General features: G+C 60.6%; 15 protein-coding genes. 9 read left to right on the forward strand and 6 right to left on the reverse strand.

All coding sequences use genetic code 11. The features are described 5' to 3' along the window. Nucleotides 1–117 precede the first annotated feature (117 nt). From dnaJ to GZ092_RS09695, 6 genes are all read right to left on the reverse strand, one after another. The gene (dnaJ, locus tag GZ092_RS09670; RefSeq protein ID WP_293636189.1) at nt 118–1257 is read right to left on the reverse strand and encodes a molecular chaperone DnaJ; all 1140 of its coding nucleotides are present in this window, start codon (nt 1255–1257) and stop codon (nt 118–120) included. 183 nt (nt 1258–1440) lie between these two features. Next, nucleotides 1441–3384, reverse strand: a complete 1944-nt coding sequence (gene dnaK / locus GZ092_RS09675; protein ID WP_293636190.1) for a molecular chaperone DnaK — start codon at nt 3382–3384, stop codon at nt 1441–1443. A gap of 143 nt (nt 3385–3527) precedes the next feature. Then, the gene (gene grpE / locus GZ092_RS09680; RefSeq protein ID WP_293636191.1) at nt 3528–4097 is read right to left on the reverse strand and encodes a nucleotide exchange factor GrpE; all 570 of its coding nucleotides are present in this window, start codon (nt 4095–4097) and stop codon (nt 3528–3530) included. A 365-nt stretch (nt 4098–4462) separates the two neighbouring features. Next, nucleotides 4463–4792 (reverse strand): winged helix-turn-helix transcriptional regulator, encoded by a 330-nt coding sequence (locus GZ092_RS09685; protein WP_293636192.1) that lies wholly within the window; start codon nt 4790–4792, stop codon nt 4463–4465. A gap of 298 nt (nt 4793–5090) precedes the next feature. Beyond that, nucleotides 5091–6032 (reverse strand): Gfo/Idh/MocA family oxidoreductase, encoded by a 942-nt coding sequence (locus tag GZ092_RS09690; RefSeq protein WP_293636193.1) that lies wholly within the window; start codon nt 6030–6032, stop codon nt 5091–5093. Between the two features lie 109 nt (nt 6033–6141). Continuing rightward, the gene (locus GZ092_RS09695; protein WP_293636194.1) at nt 6142–6969 is read right to left on the reverse strand and encodes a FadR/GntR family transcriptional regulator; all 828 of its coding nucleotides are present in this window, start codon (nt 6967–6969) and stop codon (nt 6142–6144) included. A 137-nt stretch (nt 6970–7106) separates the two neighbouring features. On the opposite strand from GZ092_RS09695, the gene GZ092_RS09700 reads away from it, so the two are divergent. The 9 genes from GZ092_RS09700 to garL all read left to right on the forward strand — a co-directional run bounded on the left by GZ092_RS09700 (nt 7107) and on the right by garL (nt 16962). Beyond that, entirely contained in the window at nt 7107–7916 is an 810-nt protein-coding gene (locus GZ092_RS09700; protein ID WP_293636195.1) for an NAD(P)-dependent oxidoreductase, read from the forward strand. Nucleotides 7917–7923: 7 nt separating this feature from the next. Beyond that, nucleotides 7924–8844: an SMP-30/gluconolactonase/LRE family protein gene (locus tag GZ092_RS09705; RefSeq protein ID WP_293636196.1), complete on the forward strand. Its 921-nt coding sequence runs from the start codon at nt 7924–7926 to the stop codon at nt 8842–8844. Nucleotides 8845–8867: 23 nt separating this feature from the next. Beyond that, complete coding sequence (locus tag GZ092_RS09710) at nt 8868–9857, forward strand: TRAP transporter substrate-binding protein (protein WP_293636197.1); 990 nt, start codon at nt 8868–8870, stop codon at nt 9855–9857. A 69-nt stretch (nt 9858–9926) separates the two neighbouring features. After that, nucleotides 9927–10454, forward strand: coding sequence for a TRAP transporter small permease (locus GZ092_RS09715; RefSeq protein WP_293636198.1), 528 nt, complete (start codon nt 9927–9929; stop codon nt 10452–10454). Beyond that, complete coding sequence (locus GZ092_RS09720; protein WP_293636199.1) at nt 10454–11737, forward strand: TRAP transporter large permease; 1284 nt, start codon at nt 10454–10456, stop codon at nt 11735–11737. The genes GZ092_RS09715 and GZ092_RS09720 overlap by 1 nt, the downstream gene beginning before the upstream one ends. 182 nt (nt 11738–11919) lie before the next feature. Then, nucleotides 11920–12840, forward strand: a complete 921-nt coding sequence (gene kdgD / locus GZ092_RS09725; protein ID WP_293636200.1) for a 5-dehydro-4-deoxyglucarate dehydratase — start codon at nt 11920–11922, stop codon at nt 12838–12840. A 22-nt stretch (nt 12841–12862) separates the two neighbouring features. Continuing rightward, nucleotides 12863–14461, forward strand: a complete 1599-nt coding sequence (garD, locus tag GZ092_RS09730) for a galactarate dehydratase (RefSeq protein WP_293636201.1) — start codon at nt 12863–12865, stop codon at nt 14459–14461. A 51-nt stretch (nt 14462–14512) separates the two neighbouring features. After that, the gene (locus tag GZ092_RS09735) at nt 14513–15952 is read left to right on the forward strand and encodes an aldehyde dehydrogenase family protein (protein WP_293636202.1); all 1440 of its coding nucleotides are present in this window, start codon (nt 14513–14515) and stop codon (nt 15950–15952) included. A 227-nt stretch (nt 15953–16179) separates the two neighbouring features. Next, the gene (gene garL, locus GZ092_RS09740) at nt 16180–16962 is read left to right on the forward strand and encodes a 2-dehydro-3-deoxyglucarate aldolase (protein WP_293636203.1); all 783 of its coding nucleotides are present in this window, start codon (nt 16180–16182) and stop codon (nt 16960–16962) included. The last annotated feature ends 11 nt before the right edge of the window (nt 16963–16973 follow it).

Raw genomic sequence — 16973 nt, forward strand, 5'->3', positions numbered from 1 at the left:
AAACAGAAACCGCAGCCATCCAATCAAAAGCGTTAGTAGCTACTGAAATCCATGCCTCGCGCAGACATAAAAAATGCCGGACTGAATCCGGCATTTCATCAAGGCAGACGGAAGGGGTCAGGCGCCGAAGAAATTCTTCAGCTTGTCAGTCCAGCCTTCCTCGCTGGGCGAGTGCTTGGCGCCGCCTTTCTTGATCGACTCGTCGAGTTCCTTGAGCAGCTTGCGCTGGTGCTCGGTCAGCTTCACGGGCGTTTCCACCGAGATATGGCAGTACAGATCACCCGGATAGCTCGAACGCACGCCCTTGATGCCCTTGCCGCGCAGGCGGAACTGCTTGCCGGCCTGCGTGCCTTCGGGAATGTCGATGGCCGCCTTGCCCGCAAGGGTCGGCACCTCGATCTCGCCGCCCAATGCCGCCGTGGTGAAGCTGATGGGCATCGAGCAGTGCAGGTCGTCACCGTCGCGCTCGAAGATGTCGTGCTTCTTGAGCCGGATCTCGATGTACAGGTCGCCGGGCGGGCCGCCGTTGGTGCCCGGTTCACCGTTGCCGGTCGAGCGGATGCGCATGCCGTCGTCAATGCCGGCCGGAATCTTCACTTCCAGCGTCTTGTTCGACTTGGTCTTGCCCACGCCGTGGCAGGCCATGCAGGGCGAGGGAATCAGCTTGCCGCTGCCCTTGCACTGCGGACAGGTCTGCTGAACGCTGAAAAATCCCTGGCGCATCTGCACCACGCCATGGCCGTGGCAGGTGGTGCAGGTGGCCACCTTGGTGCCGGGCTTGGCGCCGCTGCCGTGGCAGATGCCGCAATCGTCCCAGCTCGGGATGCGGATCTGCGCATCCTTGCCGGCGGCCGCTTCCTCAAGCGTGACTTCCATTGCATAGCTCAGGTCGCCACCGCGGTAGACCTGACGGCCGCCGCCCTGACCACCGCGCTGGCCACTGAATACATCACCGAAGATGTCGCCGAAAGCCTCGGCAAAACCGCCAAAGCCTTCAGCGCCGGGACCCCCGCCGCCGCGCATGTTCGGGTCCACGCCGGCATGGCCATATTGGTCATAGGCAGCTCGCTTTTGCGCATCGGAAAGCATTTCATAGGCTTCCTTGGCCTCCTTGAACTTTTCTTCCGACACCTTGTGGTCACCCTGGTTGCGGTCCGGGTGGTGTTTCATCGCGAGCTTGCGGTACGCTTTCTTGATGTCTTCGTCGCTCGCGTTCTTGGGAACGCCGAGCGTGTCGTAATAGTCTTTTTTGGCCATGTCAGGTCAGGCAATCATTGTTAAAAATTCAGCGGTCGGCCAGGCAAAGGTGGCACAGAAGACACGGGCATTGGGTGCAGCGGCAAAAGACAAAAGCGGAAAGCCGGGACTGCTCCTGGTTTCCGCTCTTGTACTGGCGATGCATTTTCATGCAGTCAGCAGGCCGTTTCAGGCCGGCTTTTATCAGCCCTTCTTGACTTCCTTGACTTCGGCGTCAACCACATTGTCGTCGGCAGCGGGTTTGGCCTGAGCCTGTTCGGTGCCTGCCGCGCCAGCTGCGTCGCCGCCAGCGGGCTGCGAAGACTGCATGTCGGCATACATTTTTTCGCCAAGTTTCTGGCTGGCTTCCATCAGGGCGGCATTCTTGCCTTCAATCGCGTCCTTGTCGTCGGACTTGAGGGCTTCTTCCATGTCCTTGATGGCGGTTTCGATCTTTTCCTTTTCGCCCGCGTCAAGCTTGTCGCCGTATTCTGCCAGCGATTTTTTCACGCTGTGGACCATGGCTTCGGCGCTGTTCTTGGCCTGCACGAACTCGACCTTTTTCTTGTCGTCTTCGGCATTCAGCTCGGCGTCTTTCACCATTTGCTGAATTTCAGCTTCCGACAGGCCGGAGTTGGCCTTGATGGTGATCTTGTTTTCCTTGCCGGTACCCTTGTCCTTGGCGCCCACATGCAGGATGCCGTTGGCGTCGATGTCGAACGACACTTCGATCTGCGGCGTGCCGCGCGATGACGGTGGAATGCCTTCGAGGTTGAACTCGCCGAGTGCCTTGTTGCCCGAAGCAATCTCGCGCTCGCCCTGGAACACCTTGATCGTCACGGCCGGCTGGTTGTCTTCAGCGGTCGAGAAGGTCTGGGCAAACTTGGTCGGGATGGTCGTGTTCTTCTTGATCATCTTGGTCATCACGCCGCCCATGGTTTCAATGCCCAGGGACAACGGCGTCACGTCAAGCAGCAGCACGTCGGAGCGGTCGCCCGACAGCACCTGGCCCTGGATCGCGGCGCCAACGGCCACGGCTTCGTCGGGGTTCACGTCCTTGCGCGGCTCCTTGCCGAACAACTCCTTGACCTTTTCCTGCACCTTGGGCATGCGGGTCATGCCGCCGACCAGGATCACGTCATGGATGTCGCCGACGCTGACGCCAGCATCCTTGATCGCCATGCGGCAAGGAGCGATCGTGCGCTCGATGAGTTCATCGACCAGACTTTCCAGCTTGGCGCGGGTCAGCTTGACGCTCAGGTGTTTCGGACCCGACGCATCGGCGGTGATGTAGGGCAGGTTGATATCCGTCTGCATGCTGTTGGACAGCTCGATCTTGGCTTTTTCTGCCGCTTCCTTCAAACGCTGCAGGGACAGAACGTCGTTCTTCAGGTTGACGCCGGAGTCCTTCTTGAACTCGTCAATGATGAAATCGATGATGCGCTGGTCGAAGTCTTCGCCGCCCAGGAAAGTGTCGCCATTGGTGGACAGCACTTCAAACTGCTTTTCGCCATCGACATCGGCAATCTCGATGATGGAGACGTCAAACGTGCCGCCGCCCAGGTCATACACGGCAATCTTGCGGTCGCCTTTTTCCTGCTTGTCCATGCCAAAGGCCAAGGCGGCTGCGGTAGGCTCATTGATGATGCGTTTGACATCCAGGCCGGCAATGCGGCCTGCATCCTTGGTGGCTTGGCGCTGAGCGTCATTGAAATAGGCCGGCACCGTGATCACGGCTTCGGTGACCGGCTCGCCGAGGTAGTCTTCGGCGGTTTTCTTCATTTTGCGCAGAATGTCGGCGCTAACTTGCTGTGCCGACATCTTCTTGCCGCGCACATCGACCCAGGCGTCGCCGTTGTCGGCAGCCACGATCGAATAGGGCATCAGGTCGATGTCCTTCTGGACTTCTTTCTCGCTGAACTTGCGACCGATCAGGCGTTTGACGGCGTAAATCGTGTTCTTCGGGTTGGTCACGGCCTGGCGCTTGGCCGAGGCGCCGACCAGTACTTCGCCATCTTCCTGGTAGGCGACGATGGATGGCGTGGTACGGGCGCCTTCCGAGTTTTCAATGACGCGGGGCGTGTTGCCCTCCATGATGGAGACGCAGCTGTTGGTCGTACCCAAGTCGATGCCGATAATTCTTCCCATGATTTACTCCAGTTTATTGTTTCGTTAAGGTTTGGATGCCGGGCACATGCTTCAGTCGATTGCCCTGTTCATCAAGCTGCTGAAGACTTGCGGATTAGTTTTTCAACTTCAAGTGCTTCAGCAGATTTTTTGACGGTTTGCCGTTATTGCGATGCAGCTACCGTGACCAGTGCGGGACGCAACACCCGCTCGGCAATCAGGTAGCCCTTTTGCAGCACAGTCACTACCGTGTTGGCTTCCTGCGCGGCCGGCACCATGCTGATGGCCTGGTGCTGGTGGGGGTCGAACTTGGCGCCGGCTGCTGGATTGATCTCGATGACCTTATTGCGCTCCAGGGCGCTCTTGAGTTGCTTGAGCGTGGCTTCAGAGCCTTCGCGGAGCTGCTCCTGCGTGGCTTCTTTCAGTGCCAGACCCGCTTCAAAGCTGTCGAGCACCGGCAACAAGCTTTCGGCGAAGCTTTCAAGGGCAAATTTGCGCGCTTTGGAAATTTCATCATCGGCGCGGCGGCGGGCATTTTCAGCCTCGGCCTTGGCGCGCAGATAGTTGTCGGACAGTTCGGTATTTTTGGCTTGCAGGATCGCCAGCTGGGCTTGCGCCTCATTCTCCGTATTCATGGCGTCGTACTCGTTGGCGGCCTGCGCCGCTTCAAGTTCTTCCGGGCTGGGTGCGCCTGTCAGGTGGCTGTTCTGTTCGGGTTGTTTGTTCTCGGACATGTTGATTGGTGAGGTTTTTGAAGCTGCTAAGTTCATCAGCTTGGGACCCCAAGCCCCTTTTCAAGACAGGGATTTGAGGATTGGTAATGAAATGTCGCCTGAACCGGTGGCGTGAGGGCTGCAAGCAGCATGGGCAGCCTCAACGCCGGCAGCAATCCCGGCTCGATGCGTCAGGATTGTAGAAGGGCCAACGCCCGGGTTCAACTTTCGTTTGAAGATTCGGCCCCTGGCCTTCGGGCAAGGGGCAAGGCAGTGAAGGCGTTGGCCGATGTGCCATCAACCGCGCGAAGCCGGCGTAGCCCGCAATCAAAAAAACAGGCCTTTTGCCTGTTTTTTTTGATTGCTTGTCGGCAGTAGCCGTCTTCTTATTGCGGAGTGCTCTTGTCGGCGTTGACCTTGGTCTGGCTGACCACCCATTTTCCGGCGAAAGCCTGCAGATCGTTCAGGCGCTTGAGCAGGTCGGCCCCGAGTGACGTGACGGTATAACCCTTTTCGCCATGGCCGAGCAGTCCGGCTGCGCGCAATTCCTTGATGCGGGTGTTCAGGGTATTGGGCGTGATGTTGCCAATGCTGTCCTGAAGCAGGCGAAAGGTTTGCGGGTGGCCGTCTTTCAGTGCCCACAGCACGCGCAGTGCGTAGCGCGACTCCAGCAGTTCAAGCAACAGGCTCACGGCAGCGTTTTCTTTGGCACTCATGGGGTTGTCTCCTCAGGTCGGTCGGGGTCACAGGGAAGGAAAATCAGGCCCGGCAAAGGCCCGCCGCCAAATATAACGCAAAATCCGTTTTGCTACGAGTTTTATAGCTGGTAATGCCCGTGCTGTGTGGATTTCGAGACAAAACTCTTATGAGTCTTGCAGATACCCCGGTGTCATGGCGCAATGCCAGGACCAACCGGTTCAGGTATCCAGGCCGCTTCAGCGCCGCATTCATGCACGCTGCAATGCGGCAGGCAAGGTGACCGGGCAGCCGGCTCTTGACGATTGCATGATGCTTTCAATGACCTGCTGCACGCCCAGGGCGGAGCGTCCACTGACCGCTGGCGTTCGTCCGGCCTGCACCGCCGCCCGAGCCCTGACGGGCGCCCAGCGCCAGGTGCTTGCCGCTGGCAAACATGACCTGCAACTCGCCGGATTCCAGCGTTGCCGTGCCCAGCGTGCCATTGAGTTCAATCCGTTCCGGATAACCCGGATAGGCCGCCGTGGTGGCTTGCACCACGCCCATGGCGCCGCCGGCGTAATGCAGCAGCGCCGCTGCCGTGTCCTCGCCTTCCATGCGGTGCACCGGCGAGGTTGCGGCCAGGCCGGTCACGCGCTCGGGCAAACCGGTGAGGCTGAGCAGCAGGTCCAGCGTGTGAATCGCCTGGGTGATCAGCACGCCGCCGCCATCCCGCGCCAGCGTGCCGCGCCCCGGTTCGTCGTAATAGCTCTGCGCACGCCACCAGCGAACTGACGCGCTCGCGCTGACCAGCCGGCCGAGTTCGCCGGCGTCAAGCAAAACCTTCAGTCCCACGGCTGCCTCCCGCAGTCGGTGCTGCAGCATGACCGCCAGCGTGACGCCTGCGGTTTCGCAAGCCTGCACCAGCCGGGTGGCCCGGTCGAGGTCGATCTCCAGCGGTTTTTCGACCAGCACATGCTTGCCGGCGCGGGCTGCCCGCTGGACGATGTCGAGGTGCGTGTTCGGTGGTGTCAGCACCAGCACAGCCTTCACCCAGCCATCTTCCAATATGTCTTCAAGCCGCGTGGTCTTGCGCGCGTGCGCCGGTACCTGGACGCCGGCAAGACGCCCGGCGCTTCGCCCGTACACCCAGGTCACTTCGGCTTCCCCGGCAAGGTCTTCCAGGCTCTGGAAATGCGGTGCCGAACCCAGCCCGGCGCCAATGACGGCCAGGCACAGCCTGTCTGGAGAAGATGCGGCAACAGCCGGTTGATTTTGCATATGCACTTGAGCGGTTTCCCGTGTGGGTTCAGTTGTCTGTGGACGTAAAACCAATGAGTTGTCGTACAACTTCAATGTGTTCTACATCAATGCATGGATACGAAGCAGCCTACTTGAAGCCGCTTTTTTCAGGCTGATCCGAAGGCTGAAGGGTGTGCGCATTGTTTCCCCGGCGCAGGCGCTCGCGGCTGTTTGACAGGTGGGTACGCATGGCGGCGCGGGCCGCTTCAGGGTCCTGATCGCGGATGGCGTTGTAGATGCTTTCGTGCTCGGTGTTGACGCGCTGCAGGTAGTTCAGCCGTCCCTCGGGGGCGTTGTGCGCCGTGTTCACCCGGGTGCGCGGAATGATCATGGTGCCCAGGTAGGTCATCAGGTCGGCAAAGTGACGGTTTCCGGTCGAGCGTGCAATTTCCATGTGGAACTGGAAGTCGGGCGGCACGGCATCCGAGTCCCGGTTGATCGAGTCCCGAAACGCGTGCAGCGCCGTTTCGAGTGCCGCCAGGTTGGCGGGCGTTCTCCTTTGCGCCGCCAGCCCGGCCGCTTCGGTTTCCAGGCTGATGCGCAGTTCCAGCACCGAAATGACATCGGTAATCGTCGCGAAGTCGTCCGCTGCAATCTTGAAGTTTCCCGACTCCTCGGGCGACAGCACAAAGGTGCCGATGCCATGCCGCGTCCTGACCAGCCCGGACGCCTGGAGCTTGGACAGGGATTCGCGGACCACCGTTCGGCTGACATCGAACTGCGCCATGATTTCAGCTTCGGTCGGGAGTTTATCCCCCGGTTTCAGCTGTCCCGCGCGAATGCTGGCTGCCAGGCTGTTGACGATTTCACCCACCAGTCCGCGCGGCCGGCGTGTACGCGGCAACACATCCCCGATCGGGTGAGCGTTGCCGATGACTGCGGTCTGGATCGTGCTAGGGGTTTTCCATGAGTTCATTTAAAAACCATTGACAGGTTAAAAGGGCGATTGGACAATTTGAGTCATCAGACAACGTACGACTAATGATCGATGGGTTTGACTCTATCAAACCTGATGGAATTGTCCAGTGTTTTACAAAGAAACGGCCTCGAAAAATGACGATAAAAGTTCATGACAAACTGCTGCTGACGGGCGCGGCCGGCGGTTTGGGAAAAGCCTTGCGCGAACGGCTTAAAGCCAATTGCTCGGTTTTGCGCCTGTCCGATGTCCAGGCCTTTGGCGAGGCCGTTGAAGGCGAGGAAATTACCCTGGCCGATCTGGCGGATGCCACGGCGGTTGATGCGATGGTCAAGGGTGTGGACGCCATTGTTCACCTGGGCGGCGTGTCGGTCGAAGGCCCGTTCGGTCCGATCCTGCAGGCCAACATCGTGGGGGTCTACAACCTTTATGAAGCGGCCCGCAAGCATGGCGTCAAGCGGATCATCTTCGCCAGTTCCAACCATGTGACCGGCTTTTACCGCCAGGACGAAACCATCACTGCCGACCATCCGGCCCGGCCTGACGGTTTCTATGGCTTGAGCAAGGCTTTTGGTGAAGACCTGTCGCGCTTTTATTTTGACCGCTACGGTATCGAAACTGCCTGCGTGCGCATTGGCTCGTCATTCCCCGAGCCCAGGGACCGCCGCATGCTGGCCACCTGGCTGAGCTTTGACGACCTGCACCGCCTGATCACCGCCTGCCTCACGACCCCGATCCTCGGCCACAGCATCATCTTTGGCATGTCCGACAACGCCGTGACCTGGTGGGACAACAGCCGCGCACGCCACATTGGTTTTGTGCCGCAGGACAGCTCGGACGTGTTCCGCGACGCGGTTTACACACGCACCCCAAACCCGGACCTGAACGATCCGGTGGCCCGGTACCAGGGCGGCGGCTTCGTGGTGGCCGGACCGTTCGGCGACTGATCAAATCATGGTTAACGACAACATCAAGGCCGAGCTGGTGCTCGACGCGCGCAACGGAACGGGTGAAAGCCCGGTCTGGCACGGTGCCGAGCAGGCGCTGTACTGGGTCGATATTCCGGCGCACACCCTGTGCCGCTGGACGCCCGCCACCGGCGAGAGCCAAAGCTGGAGGGCGCCCGAGATGCTGGCTTGCGTGGCGCGCATGGGCGGATCGAATGGCTGGATTGCCGGCGCCGAAAGTGGAATTTTCGCGCTGCAACTTCAGGACGACGGACAACTCGGCTTTGAAAGCCTGGCCCCCGTGAGCCATGCCATGCCCGGCATGCGCTTCAACGATGGCCGCTGCGACCGCCAGGGCCGTTTCCTGGCCGGCACGATGTTGATGAATATGGCCGCCGCCGCAAGCGTGGGCTGCATTTACAGCTACCAAAAAGAGAGTGGATTGAGCAAACTGCTGGACGGCTTCATCACCCCCAACGGCATGGCCTTCAGTCCCGACGGCTGCACGATGTACCTGTCGGATTCGCACCCTTCTGTGCAGTCGGTCTGGGCTTTTGACTACGACCCCGAGACCGGAAAGCCGTCCAACCGCCGACTGTTCATCGACATGAACCCTTTGCCCGGAAGGCCCGATGGCGCGGCCGTGGATGCCGACGGCTGCTACTGGATTTGCGGCAACGATGCCGGCCTGATTCACCGTTTCACGCCTGACGGCCGGCTCGACCGCTCGCTGGCCGTGCCTGTCAAAAAACCGGCCATGTGCGCCTTTGGCGGCGCCGGCCTGGACACCCTGTTCGTGACATCGATTCGCCCCGAAGGCATCGATTTATCTGACCAGCCGCTGGCCGGCGGTGTGTTTGCGCTGCGCCCCGGCGTGCGCGGGCTGCCTGAGCCTGTTTTTTCACCTGTTCCCGTTCATAACTTTTAACCTGGTCCTTCAAGGAGACAACAATGACTTTCCGTAGAAACTTCATCGCCGCTGCTGTCGCTGCCGTGGCATTTTCCGCATCCTTTTCAGTCCTGGCGCAAAAAATGGTGCTCAAGGCAGCAGATACCCATCCGGCAGGTTACCCCACGGTGGTGGCAGTCGAAAACATGGGTAAAAAACTCGATGCCGCCACCAATGGCCGCATCACCTTGAAAATGTTCCCCGGTGCCGTGCTGGGCGAGGAAAAAGAAGCCGTTGAGCAGGTCCAGATCGGCGCCATCCAGATTGCCCGCATCTCGCTGGGCGTCGTTGGTCCTGTCGCGCCTGATGTGGACGTGTTCAACATGCCCTTCGTGTTCCGCGACGTTGCTCACATGCGTGCCGTGATTGACGGCCCCATTGGCGCCGAATTGCTCGAAAAAGTCACCAACAGCCCGGCCCGTCTGGTTGCGCTGGGCTGGATGGACGGCGGCGCCCGCAGCCTGTACACCAAGACCATGGTCAAGACGCCAGCCGATCTCAAAGGCATCAAGGTCCGCATGATGGGCAATCCGCTGTTTGTGGACACCATGAATGCCATGGGCGGCAACGGCATCTCGATGTCTTACGGCGAGGTGTTCAGCGCCCTGCAGACCGGTGTGATTGACGGGGCAGAAAACAATCCCCCGAGCTTTTTCACCTCCAACCATTACACGACGGGCATGAAGTACTACGCCCAGACCAACCACCTGATCATTCCGGAGTTGCTGGTGATGTCCAAAGTGACCTGGGACAAGCTGTCGGCCGATGACAAGGTGCTGGTGAAAAAAGTCGCCCGCGAAGCCCAGATGGAGCAACGCGTGCTGTGGGACAAGAGCGTGGCCGACTACACCGCCAAGCTCAAGGCCGCTGGCGTTGTGTTCGTGCCGGTTGACCAGAAGGTCTTTTTTGATGCAACCGCCCCAGTGCGTGCGAAGTACGGCGCCAAGTTCGCCGATCTGATGAAGCGCATCGACGCCACCAAGTCCAACTAAGACCTGCGACCAGGCCGGGGCGACTGCCAGCAATGGCTTTGCCCCGGTTGCGTCCGAACGGATACCGCCATGAAAAACAACATTCTTCGTTTCAACGACATCCTTTATCTGGCCTGCATCTGGATTTCCGGTGCCTCGGTCTTTGTGATGTCCCTGATCATTCCCTGGGGCATTTTTGCCCGCTATGTGCTGGGCACGGGCTCGCAGTGGCCTGAGCCGGTTTCCATTTTGCTGATGGTGGTCTTCACCTTTTTTGGTGCTGCCGCTACCTACCGTGCAGGGGCTCATATTGCCGTGGCCATGGTGACTGACCGCCTGCCGCAGTCCTTGCGCTGGCTCTGCACGCGTGTGGTTGATTTGCTGATGCTGACTGTTGCGATCTTCATGGTCTTTTACGGCGCCAAGCTGTGTATGGAAACCTGGAACCAAACCATTGGCAACTTGCCCGGCATGCCGGTCGGTGCAACCTATATGCCGGTGCCGCTGGGTGGCGCTTTGACGCTGGTCTTCATCTTGGAACACATGTTTCTGGGTTATCAGGGCCAACGTGAGGTGGTGACGTTTGACCACGAAAAAATTGAAGCTGGAGCCCTCTGATGGACGCTTTTGTACTGCTGGGCTCATTTCTGGGCCTGATGATCATCGGCATGCCGGTGGCTTACGCCCTGGGGCTGGCTGCCCTGGTGGGCGCCTGGTGGATTGAAATTCCGCTGGACGCCATCATGATTGCCATTGCCAGCGGGGTAAACAAATTCTCGCTGCTGGCTATTCCATTTTTCGTGCTGGCCGGCGCCATCATGGCCGAGGGCGGCATGTCCCGGCGGCTGGTGGCTTTTGCCGCTGTGCTGGTGGGCTTTATCCAGGGCGGCCTGGCGCTGGTCAACATTCTGGCCTCTACCTTCTTTGGTGCGATTTCAGGTTCATCCATGGCCGACACCGCGTCCATTGGCTCGGTGCTGATTCCCGAGATGGAAAAGAAGGGCTATCCGCGTGACTTCGCCACGGCCGTGACGGTCAGCGGCTCGGTGCAGGCTATCTTGATTCCGCCCAGCCACAACGCCGTGATCTATTCGCTGGCAGCGGGCGGCGGCGTGTCGATTGCCGCGCTGTTCCTGGCCGGCATCCTGCCGGGGCTGCTGCTGGGCCTGACGCTGGCCACCATGTGCCTGTTCATTGCCAAAAAACGCAATTTCCCCAAAGGCGAGCGCATTCCCATGCGCCAGGCCATCAAGATTTGCGTCGATGCGCTGTGGGGCCTGATGACCATGGTGATTATTCTGGGCGGCATCCTGTCGGGCATCTTCACCGCCACCGAGTCGGCCGCGATTGCCGTGATCTGGGCGTTTTTTGTCACCATGTGCATTTACCGCGACTACAAGTGGAACGAGTTGCCCAAGCTGGTGCACCGCACAGTCAAGACGCTGTCCATCGTGATGATCCTGATCGGCTTTGCCGCCAGCTTCGGCTACATCATGACCATGATGCAGATTCCGCAGCAGATCACCGCATTGTTCACCAGCGTGTCGGACAACAAGTATGTGGTCCTAATGATGATCAACGTGCTGCTGCTGGTATTGGGCACGCTGATGGACATGGCGCCGCTGATCCTGATCATGACCCCCATCCTGCTGCCAGTCGTGACCGCCATGGGCGTCGATCCGGTGCATTTCGGCATGATCATGATGGTCAACCTGGGCATGGGCCTGATCACGCCACCGGTGGGCGGCGTGCTGTTTGTCGGCGCGGCCGTGGCCAAGCTGCCCATCGAAAAGGTAGTCAAGGCGCTGTATCCCTTCTTTGGCGCGCTGATGCTGGTGCTGCTGGCAGTGACCTATATCCCGGCACTGTCTTTGTGGCTGCCGAACCTGCTGCTGAAATAAACAGGCACTTTTTTAAAGGTGTTTGCCGGCCAAAACACTTTTGTTTTCAAGCCCCTCCTGCCGAGCCGCTAGCGGCCAGCCGGAGGAGTGCCATCACCACGGCGTGAAATCCATGACGTGCTTGCCGCTGCTTTTTCTGATTTTCACTCGATCCAACACAAAATTTTCTTGAAGAACCATTCATGAACCCGCAAGACCTTAAAACCATCGTCAGCTCCGGCCTCCTGTCTTTCCCCGTCACCGACTTTGACGCGCAGGGCGACTTCAATCCCAAGGGCTATGCCGGGCGTCTGGAATGGCTGGCACCTTATGGCGCCAGCGCGCTGTTTGCCGCTGGCGGCACCGGCGAATTCTTCTCGCTCACCGGCGACGAGTACCCGGCCATCATCAAGACGGCGGTCGATACCTGCCGTGGCAAGGTGCCCATCATCGCCGGCGTTGGCGGCCCGACCCGTTTTGCCATGGCCTGCGCACAGGAAGCCGAGCGCCTGGGCGCCCACGGCATCCTGCTGCTGCCGCATTACCTGATGGAAGCTTGCCAGGAAGGGTTGATTGCCCATGTCGAGGCGGTCTGCAAGAGCGTGAAGTTCGGCGTGATCGTCTACAACCGCAACGTCTGCAAACTCACTGCCGACTCGCTGGCCATTCTGGCCATTCTGGCCGACCGCTGCCCGAACCTGATCGGCTTCAAGGACGGGGTGGGCAACATCGAAACCATGTCCTCCATCTTCCTGAAGATGGGCGACCGCTTCTCGTACCTGGGCGGCCTGCCCACGGCCGAGGTCTATGCCGCTGCCTACAAGGCGCTGGGCACGCCGGTGTATTCATCGGCGGTGTTCAACTTCATCCCTAAAACCGCCATGGATTTCTACCATGCCGTGGCGCGTGACGACATGGCGACCCAGCATCGCCTGCTCAAGGACTTCTTCATGCCGTACCTGGCCATTCGCAACAAGAATCCAGGCTACGCCGTCAGCATCGTCAAGGCCGGCGCCACCCTTGTCGGCCACAGCGCCGGCCCGGTGCGTCCGCCCCTGATCGACCTCAAGCCCGCCGAGATGGAAGAGCTGGCCGCACTGATCAAGACGCTCGGCCCGCAGTAATCAATCCACCGGAGCCTTTCGCATGACCGCATTGCCCAGCTCGCAAGCCCGTTACATCCTCATGCACGAGGCCGACAACGTGGCCATCGTCGTGAATGACGGCGGCCTGCCTGCAGGCACCGTTTTTGCCAGCGGACTGACCTTGCGCGACAAGGTGCCGCAAGGCCACAAGGTCGCGTTGGTCGATCTGCCGCAGGGCGGCATCGTGCGGCGCTACAACGTGCCCATCGGCTATGCCGTCAAAGACATCCCGGCCGGCAGCTGGGTGCATGAGCGCCTGCTGGACATGCCCGACGCGCGCGGGCTGGACAACCTGCCCATCGCCACGGTAAAGCCCGAGCCCATGCCGCCGCTGGAGGGCTACACCTTCGAGGGCTACCGCAATGCCGACGGCTCGGTGGGCAGCCGCAACATCCTGGCCATCACCACCACGGTGCAGTGCGTGGCCGGCGTGGTCGAGTTTGCCGTCAAGCGCATCAAAAACGAGTTGCTGCCGCGTTTTCCGAATGTCGATGACGTGGTGGGACTGGAGCACAGCTACGGCTGCGGCGTGGCAATTGACGCGCCCGACGCCATCATCCCGATCCGAACGCTGCGCAACATCACGCTGAACCCGAACTTTGGCGGCGAGGTCATGGTGGTTAGCCTGGGCTGCGAAAAATTGCAGCCCGAGCGCCTGCTGCCGCCCGGCACCATTCCCATCGTGGATGAGCGCAATGTGGCCGACGTCGGCATGACGGCAGAGCCGCCACTCGATGTGGTCTGCCTGCAGTCCGAACACCATGTCGGCTTCATGTCGATGATCGACTCGATCATGGGCGCGGCCGAGTTGCACCTGGAAAGGCTTGATGCGCGCCGGCGCGAAACCGTTCCGGCCAGTGAACTGGTGGTCGGCGTGCAGTGCGGCGGCAGCGATGCGTTTTCCGGCGTCACGGCCAATCCGGCGGTGGGTTTCTGCACCGATCTGCTGGTGCGTGCCGGCGCCACGGTGATGTTTTCCGAAACCACCGAAGTGCGCGACGGCATCGATCAGCTGACATCGCGCGCCAGCACGCCGGAAGTGGCGCAGGCGATGATCCGCGAAATGGCCTGGTACGACGCCTACCTCGAAAAAGGCAAGGTGGACCGCAGCGCCAACACCACGCCGGGCAACAAGAAGGGTGGCCTGTCCAATATTGTCGAAAAAGCCATGGGCTCCATCGTCAAGTCGGGCACCTCGCCGATCAGCGGCGTGCTGTCGCCGGGCGAGAAAGTCCAGCAAAAAGGCCTGAAGGGATTGGTCTATGCCGCCACGCCGGCCAGCGACTTCATCTGCGGCACGCTGCAACTGGCCGCCGGCATCAACCTGCATGTCTTCACCACCGGACGCGGCACGCCTTACGGCCTGGCCGAAGTGCCGGTGATCAAGGTGGCGACCCGCACCGACCTGGCGCGCCGCTGGCACGACCTGATGGACATCAACGCCGGCCGCATCGCCGACGGCGACGCGACGATCGAGGACGTGGGCCGCGAGCTGTTCCAGTTCATGCTCGATGTGGCCAGCGGGCGCAAGAAAACCTGGGCCGAACACTGGAAGCTGCACAACGCGCTGGTGCTGTTCAACCCTGCGCCGGTGACCTGATGGTCTTATGGCATGAACGACTACCGAACAACGATTTTTAAAGGATAAAAAATGACCCAACAACACGATAACCTGATCGGCGGCGAATGGATCGCTGGCACCGGCTACACGCCCAATATCAATCCGTCCAACCTGTCAGATGTGATCGGCGACTACACCCAGGCCAGCGCCGGGCAACTGGACGCCGCCGTGCAGGCCGCCCGCGCTGCCTTTCCGGCCTGGTCCATCTCCAGCATCCAGGCCCGCGCCGATGCGCTCGACAAGATCGGCACCGAAATCCTGGCGCGCCGTGAAGAACTGGGCACCTTGCTGGCACGTGAAGAAGGCAAGACCAAGGCGGAAGGCATTGGCGAGGCTGCCAGGGCCGGCAATATCTTCAAGTTTTTTGCCGGTGAATGCCTGCGCCTGACCGGCGAGGTCGTCACTTCGGTGCGTCCCGGCATTGGCGTGGAAATCACCCGCGAGCCGGTCGGTGTGGTCGGCATCATCACGCCATGGAATTTCCCGATTGCCATTCCGGCCTGGAAGATTGCCCCGGCGCTGGCCTACGGCAACTGCGTGGTGATGAAACCCGCTGACCTGGTTCCCGGCTGTGCCTGGGCACTGGCCGAAATCATCAGTCGCAGCGGCATTCCGGCCGGCGTGTTCAACCTGGTCATGGGCCGGGGCAGCGTGATTGGCGACCCGCTGGTCAACCACAGCGGCGTGGACGCCATCAGCTTTACCGGCTCGCAGGGTGTGGGCGCTCGCATTGCCCAGCAATGCGCGGTCAACCTGAAAAAAGTCCAGCTGGAAATGGGCGGCAAGAATCCGCAGGTCATTCTGGACGATGCCGACCTGGCGCAGGCCGTCGAGCTCAGCGTGCAAAGCGCGTTCTTCTCGACCGGCCAGCGCTGCACCGCGTCAAGCCGCCTGATCGTGACCGAAGGCATCTACCCGAAATTCGTCGAGGCGATGAAGGCGCGCATGGCCACGCTCAAGGTCGGCGATGCGCTGGCCGCCGGCATCGACATCGGCCCGGTGTCGTCGCTGTCGCAACTGGAGCAGGACTTGTCGTATGTCGATATCGGCCAGAAGGAAGGCGCGGTGCTGCTGGCCGGTGGCGAGCGCCTGAAGCTGTCAACCGATGGCTTTTTCATGGCCCCGGCGCTGCTGACCGACACCACCGCCGACATGCGCATCAACCGCGAGGAAGTGTTCGGCCCGGTGGCCAGCATCATCCGCGTGAAGGCTTACGAAGAAGCGCTGTTTGAAGCCAACAACACGCCGTTCGGCCTGGCTGCCGGTGTAGCCACCACCAGCCTGAAATACGCGACGCATTTCAAGCGCCACAGCCAGGCCGGCATGGTCATGGTCAACCTGCCAACCGCCGGGGTTGACTACCACGTGCCGTTTGGCGGCCGCAAGGGTTCGAGCTACGGCCCGCGCGAGCAGGGTCGTTATGCGCAGGAGTTCTACACCGTCGTCAAGACCGCCTACACGCTGGCGTGAATCTTTGGTGCCGCATGAAAGCTGCCCCGCCTCAAGGCGATGCACCGGCAAGGCATGTTCTTGCTATTTAATTCATAGCTGCTTTCGCCCGCCAGATATGCGGAAAAGGCATATTTGGCAATGGAAAGCAGTCTGTGGACCCCTCCGGGGCGCTGCGCAAGCAGTCCCTTTTTATTTGTCAACAGCCAGGCCATTGCATAGCGGCCAGCGGCAACAGGAGAAATTCCATGACACAGTCAAGCCCTTACCAGAGTTTTCCCAACAGCCTCAAGCGTGATTTGCTGGCCGGCAAAAAGCTGATCGGCTGCTGGTCGTCACTGTCCAATGCCATCACCACCGAAGTACTGGGCGTGGCCGGATTCGACTGGATATTGCTCGACGGCGAGCATTCGCCCAACGACGTGACCACTTTCATTCCGCAGCTGATGGCGCTGAAAGACAGTGCGAGTGCGCCGGTCGTGCGGCCCACCTGCAACGACGCGGTGGAAATCAAGCGCCTGCTGGACGCGGGTTTCTACAACTTCCTGATTCCGTTTGTCGAAAGTGCTGACGATGCGCGGCGCGCAGTGGCCGCCACGCGTTACCCGCCGCAAGGCATTCGCGGTGTGTCGGTGTCGCAGCGCAGCAACCGCTACGGCACCGTGCCAGACTACTTCAAGTCGGTGAACGAGCACATCTGCGTGATGGTGCAAATCGAAAGCCATGCCGGCGTGGCGGCGGCGCGCGAGATTGCCGCCATCGACGGCGTAGACTGCATTTTTGTCGGTCCGTCCGACCTGGCCGCCGGCATGGGCCACCTGGGCAATTCCGGACATCCCGACGTGCAGGCTGTGATTGCCGCCGTGTTCGCCGACGCCAAGGCCTGTGGCAAACCGGCCGGCATTCTGGCGCCGGTCGAGGCCGATGCACGCCGCTACATGGCGATGGGCGCGACCTTTGTCGGCGTTGGCAGCGACCTGGGCGCGTTCCGCTCGGCCACGCAGGCCTTGTGCGACCGCTACCGCAACTGATTTCGCGATAC

The sequence above is a fragment of the Polaromonas sp. genome, from assembly GCF_010365105.1.
GTDB lineage: Bacteria > Pseudomonadota > Gammaproteobacteria > Burkholderiales > Burkholderiaceae_C > Polaromonas.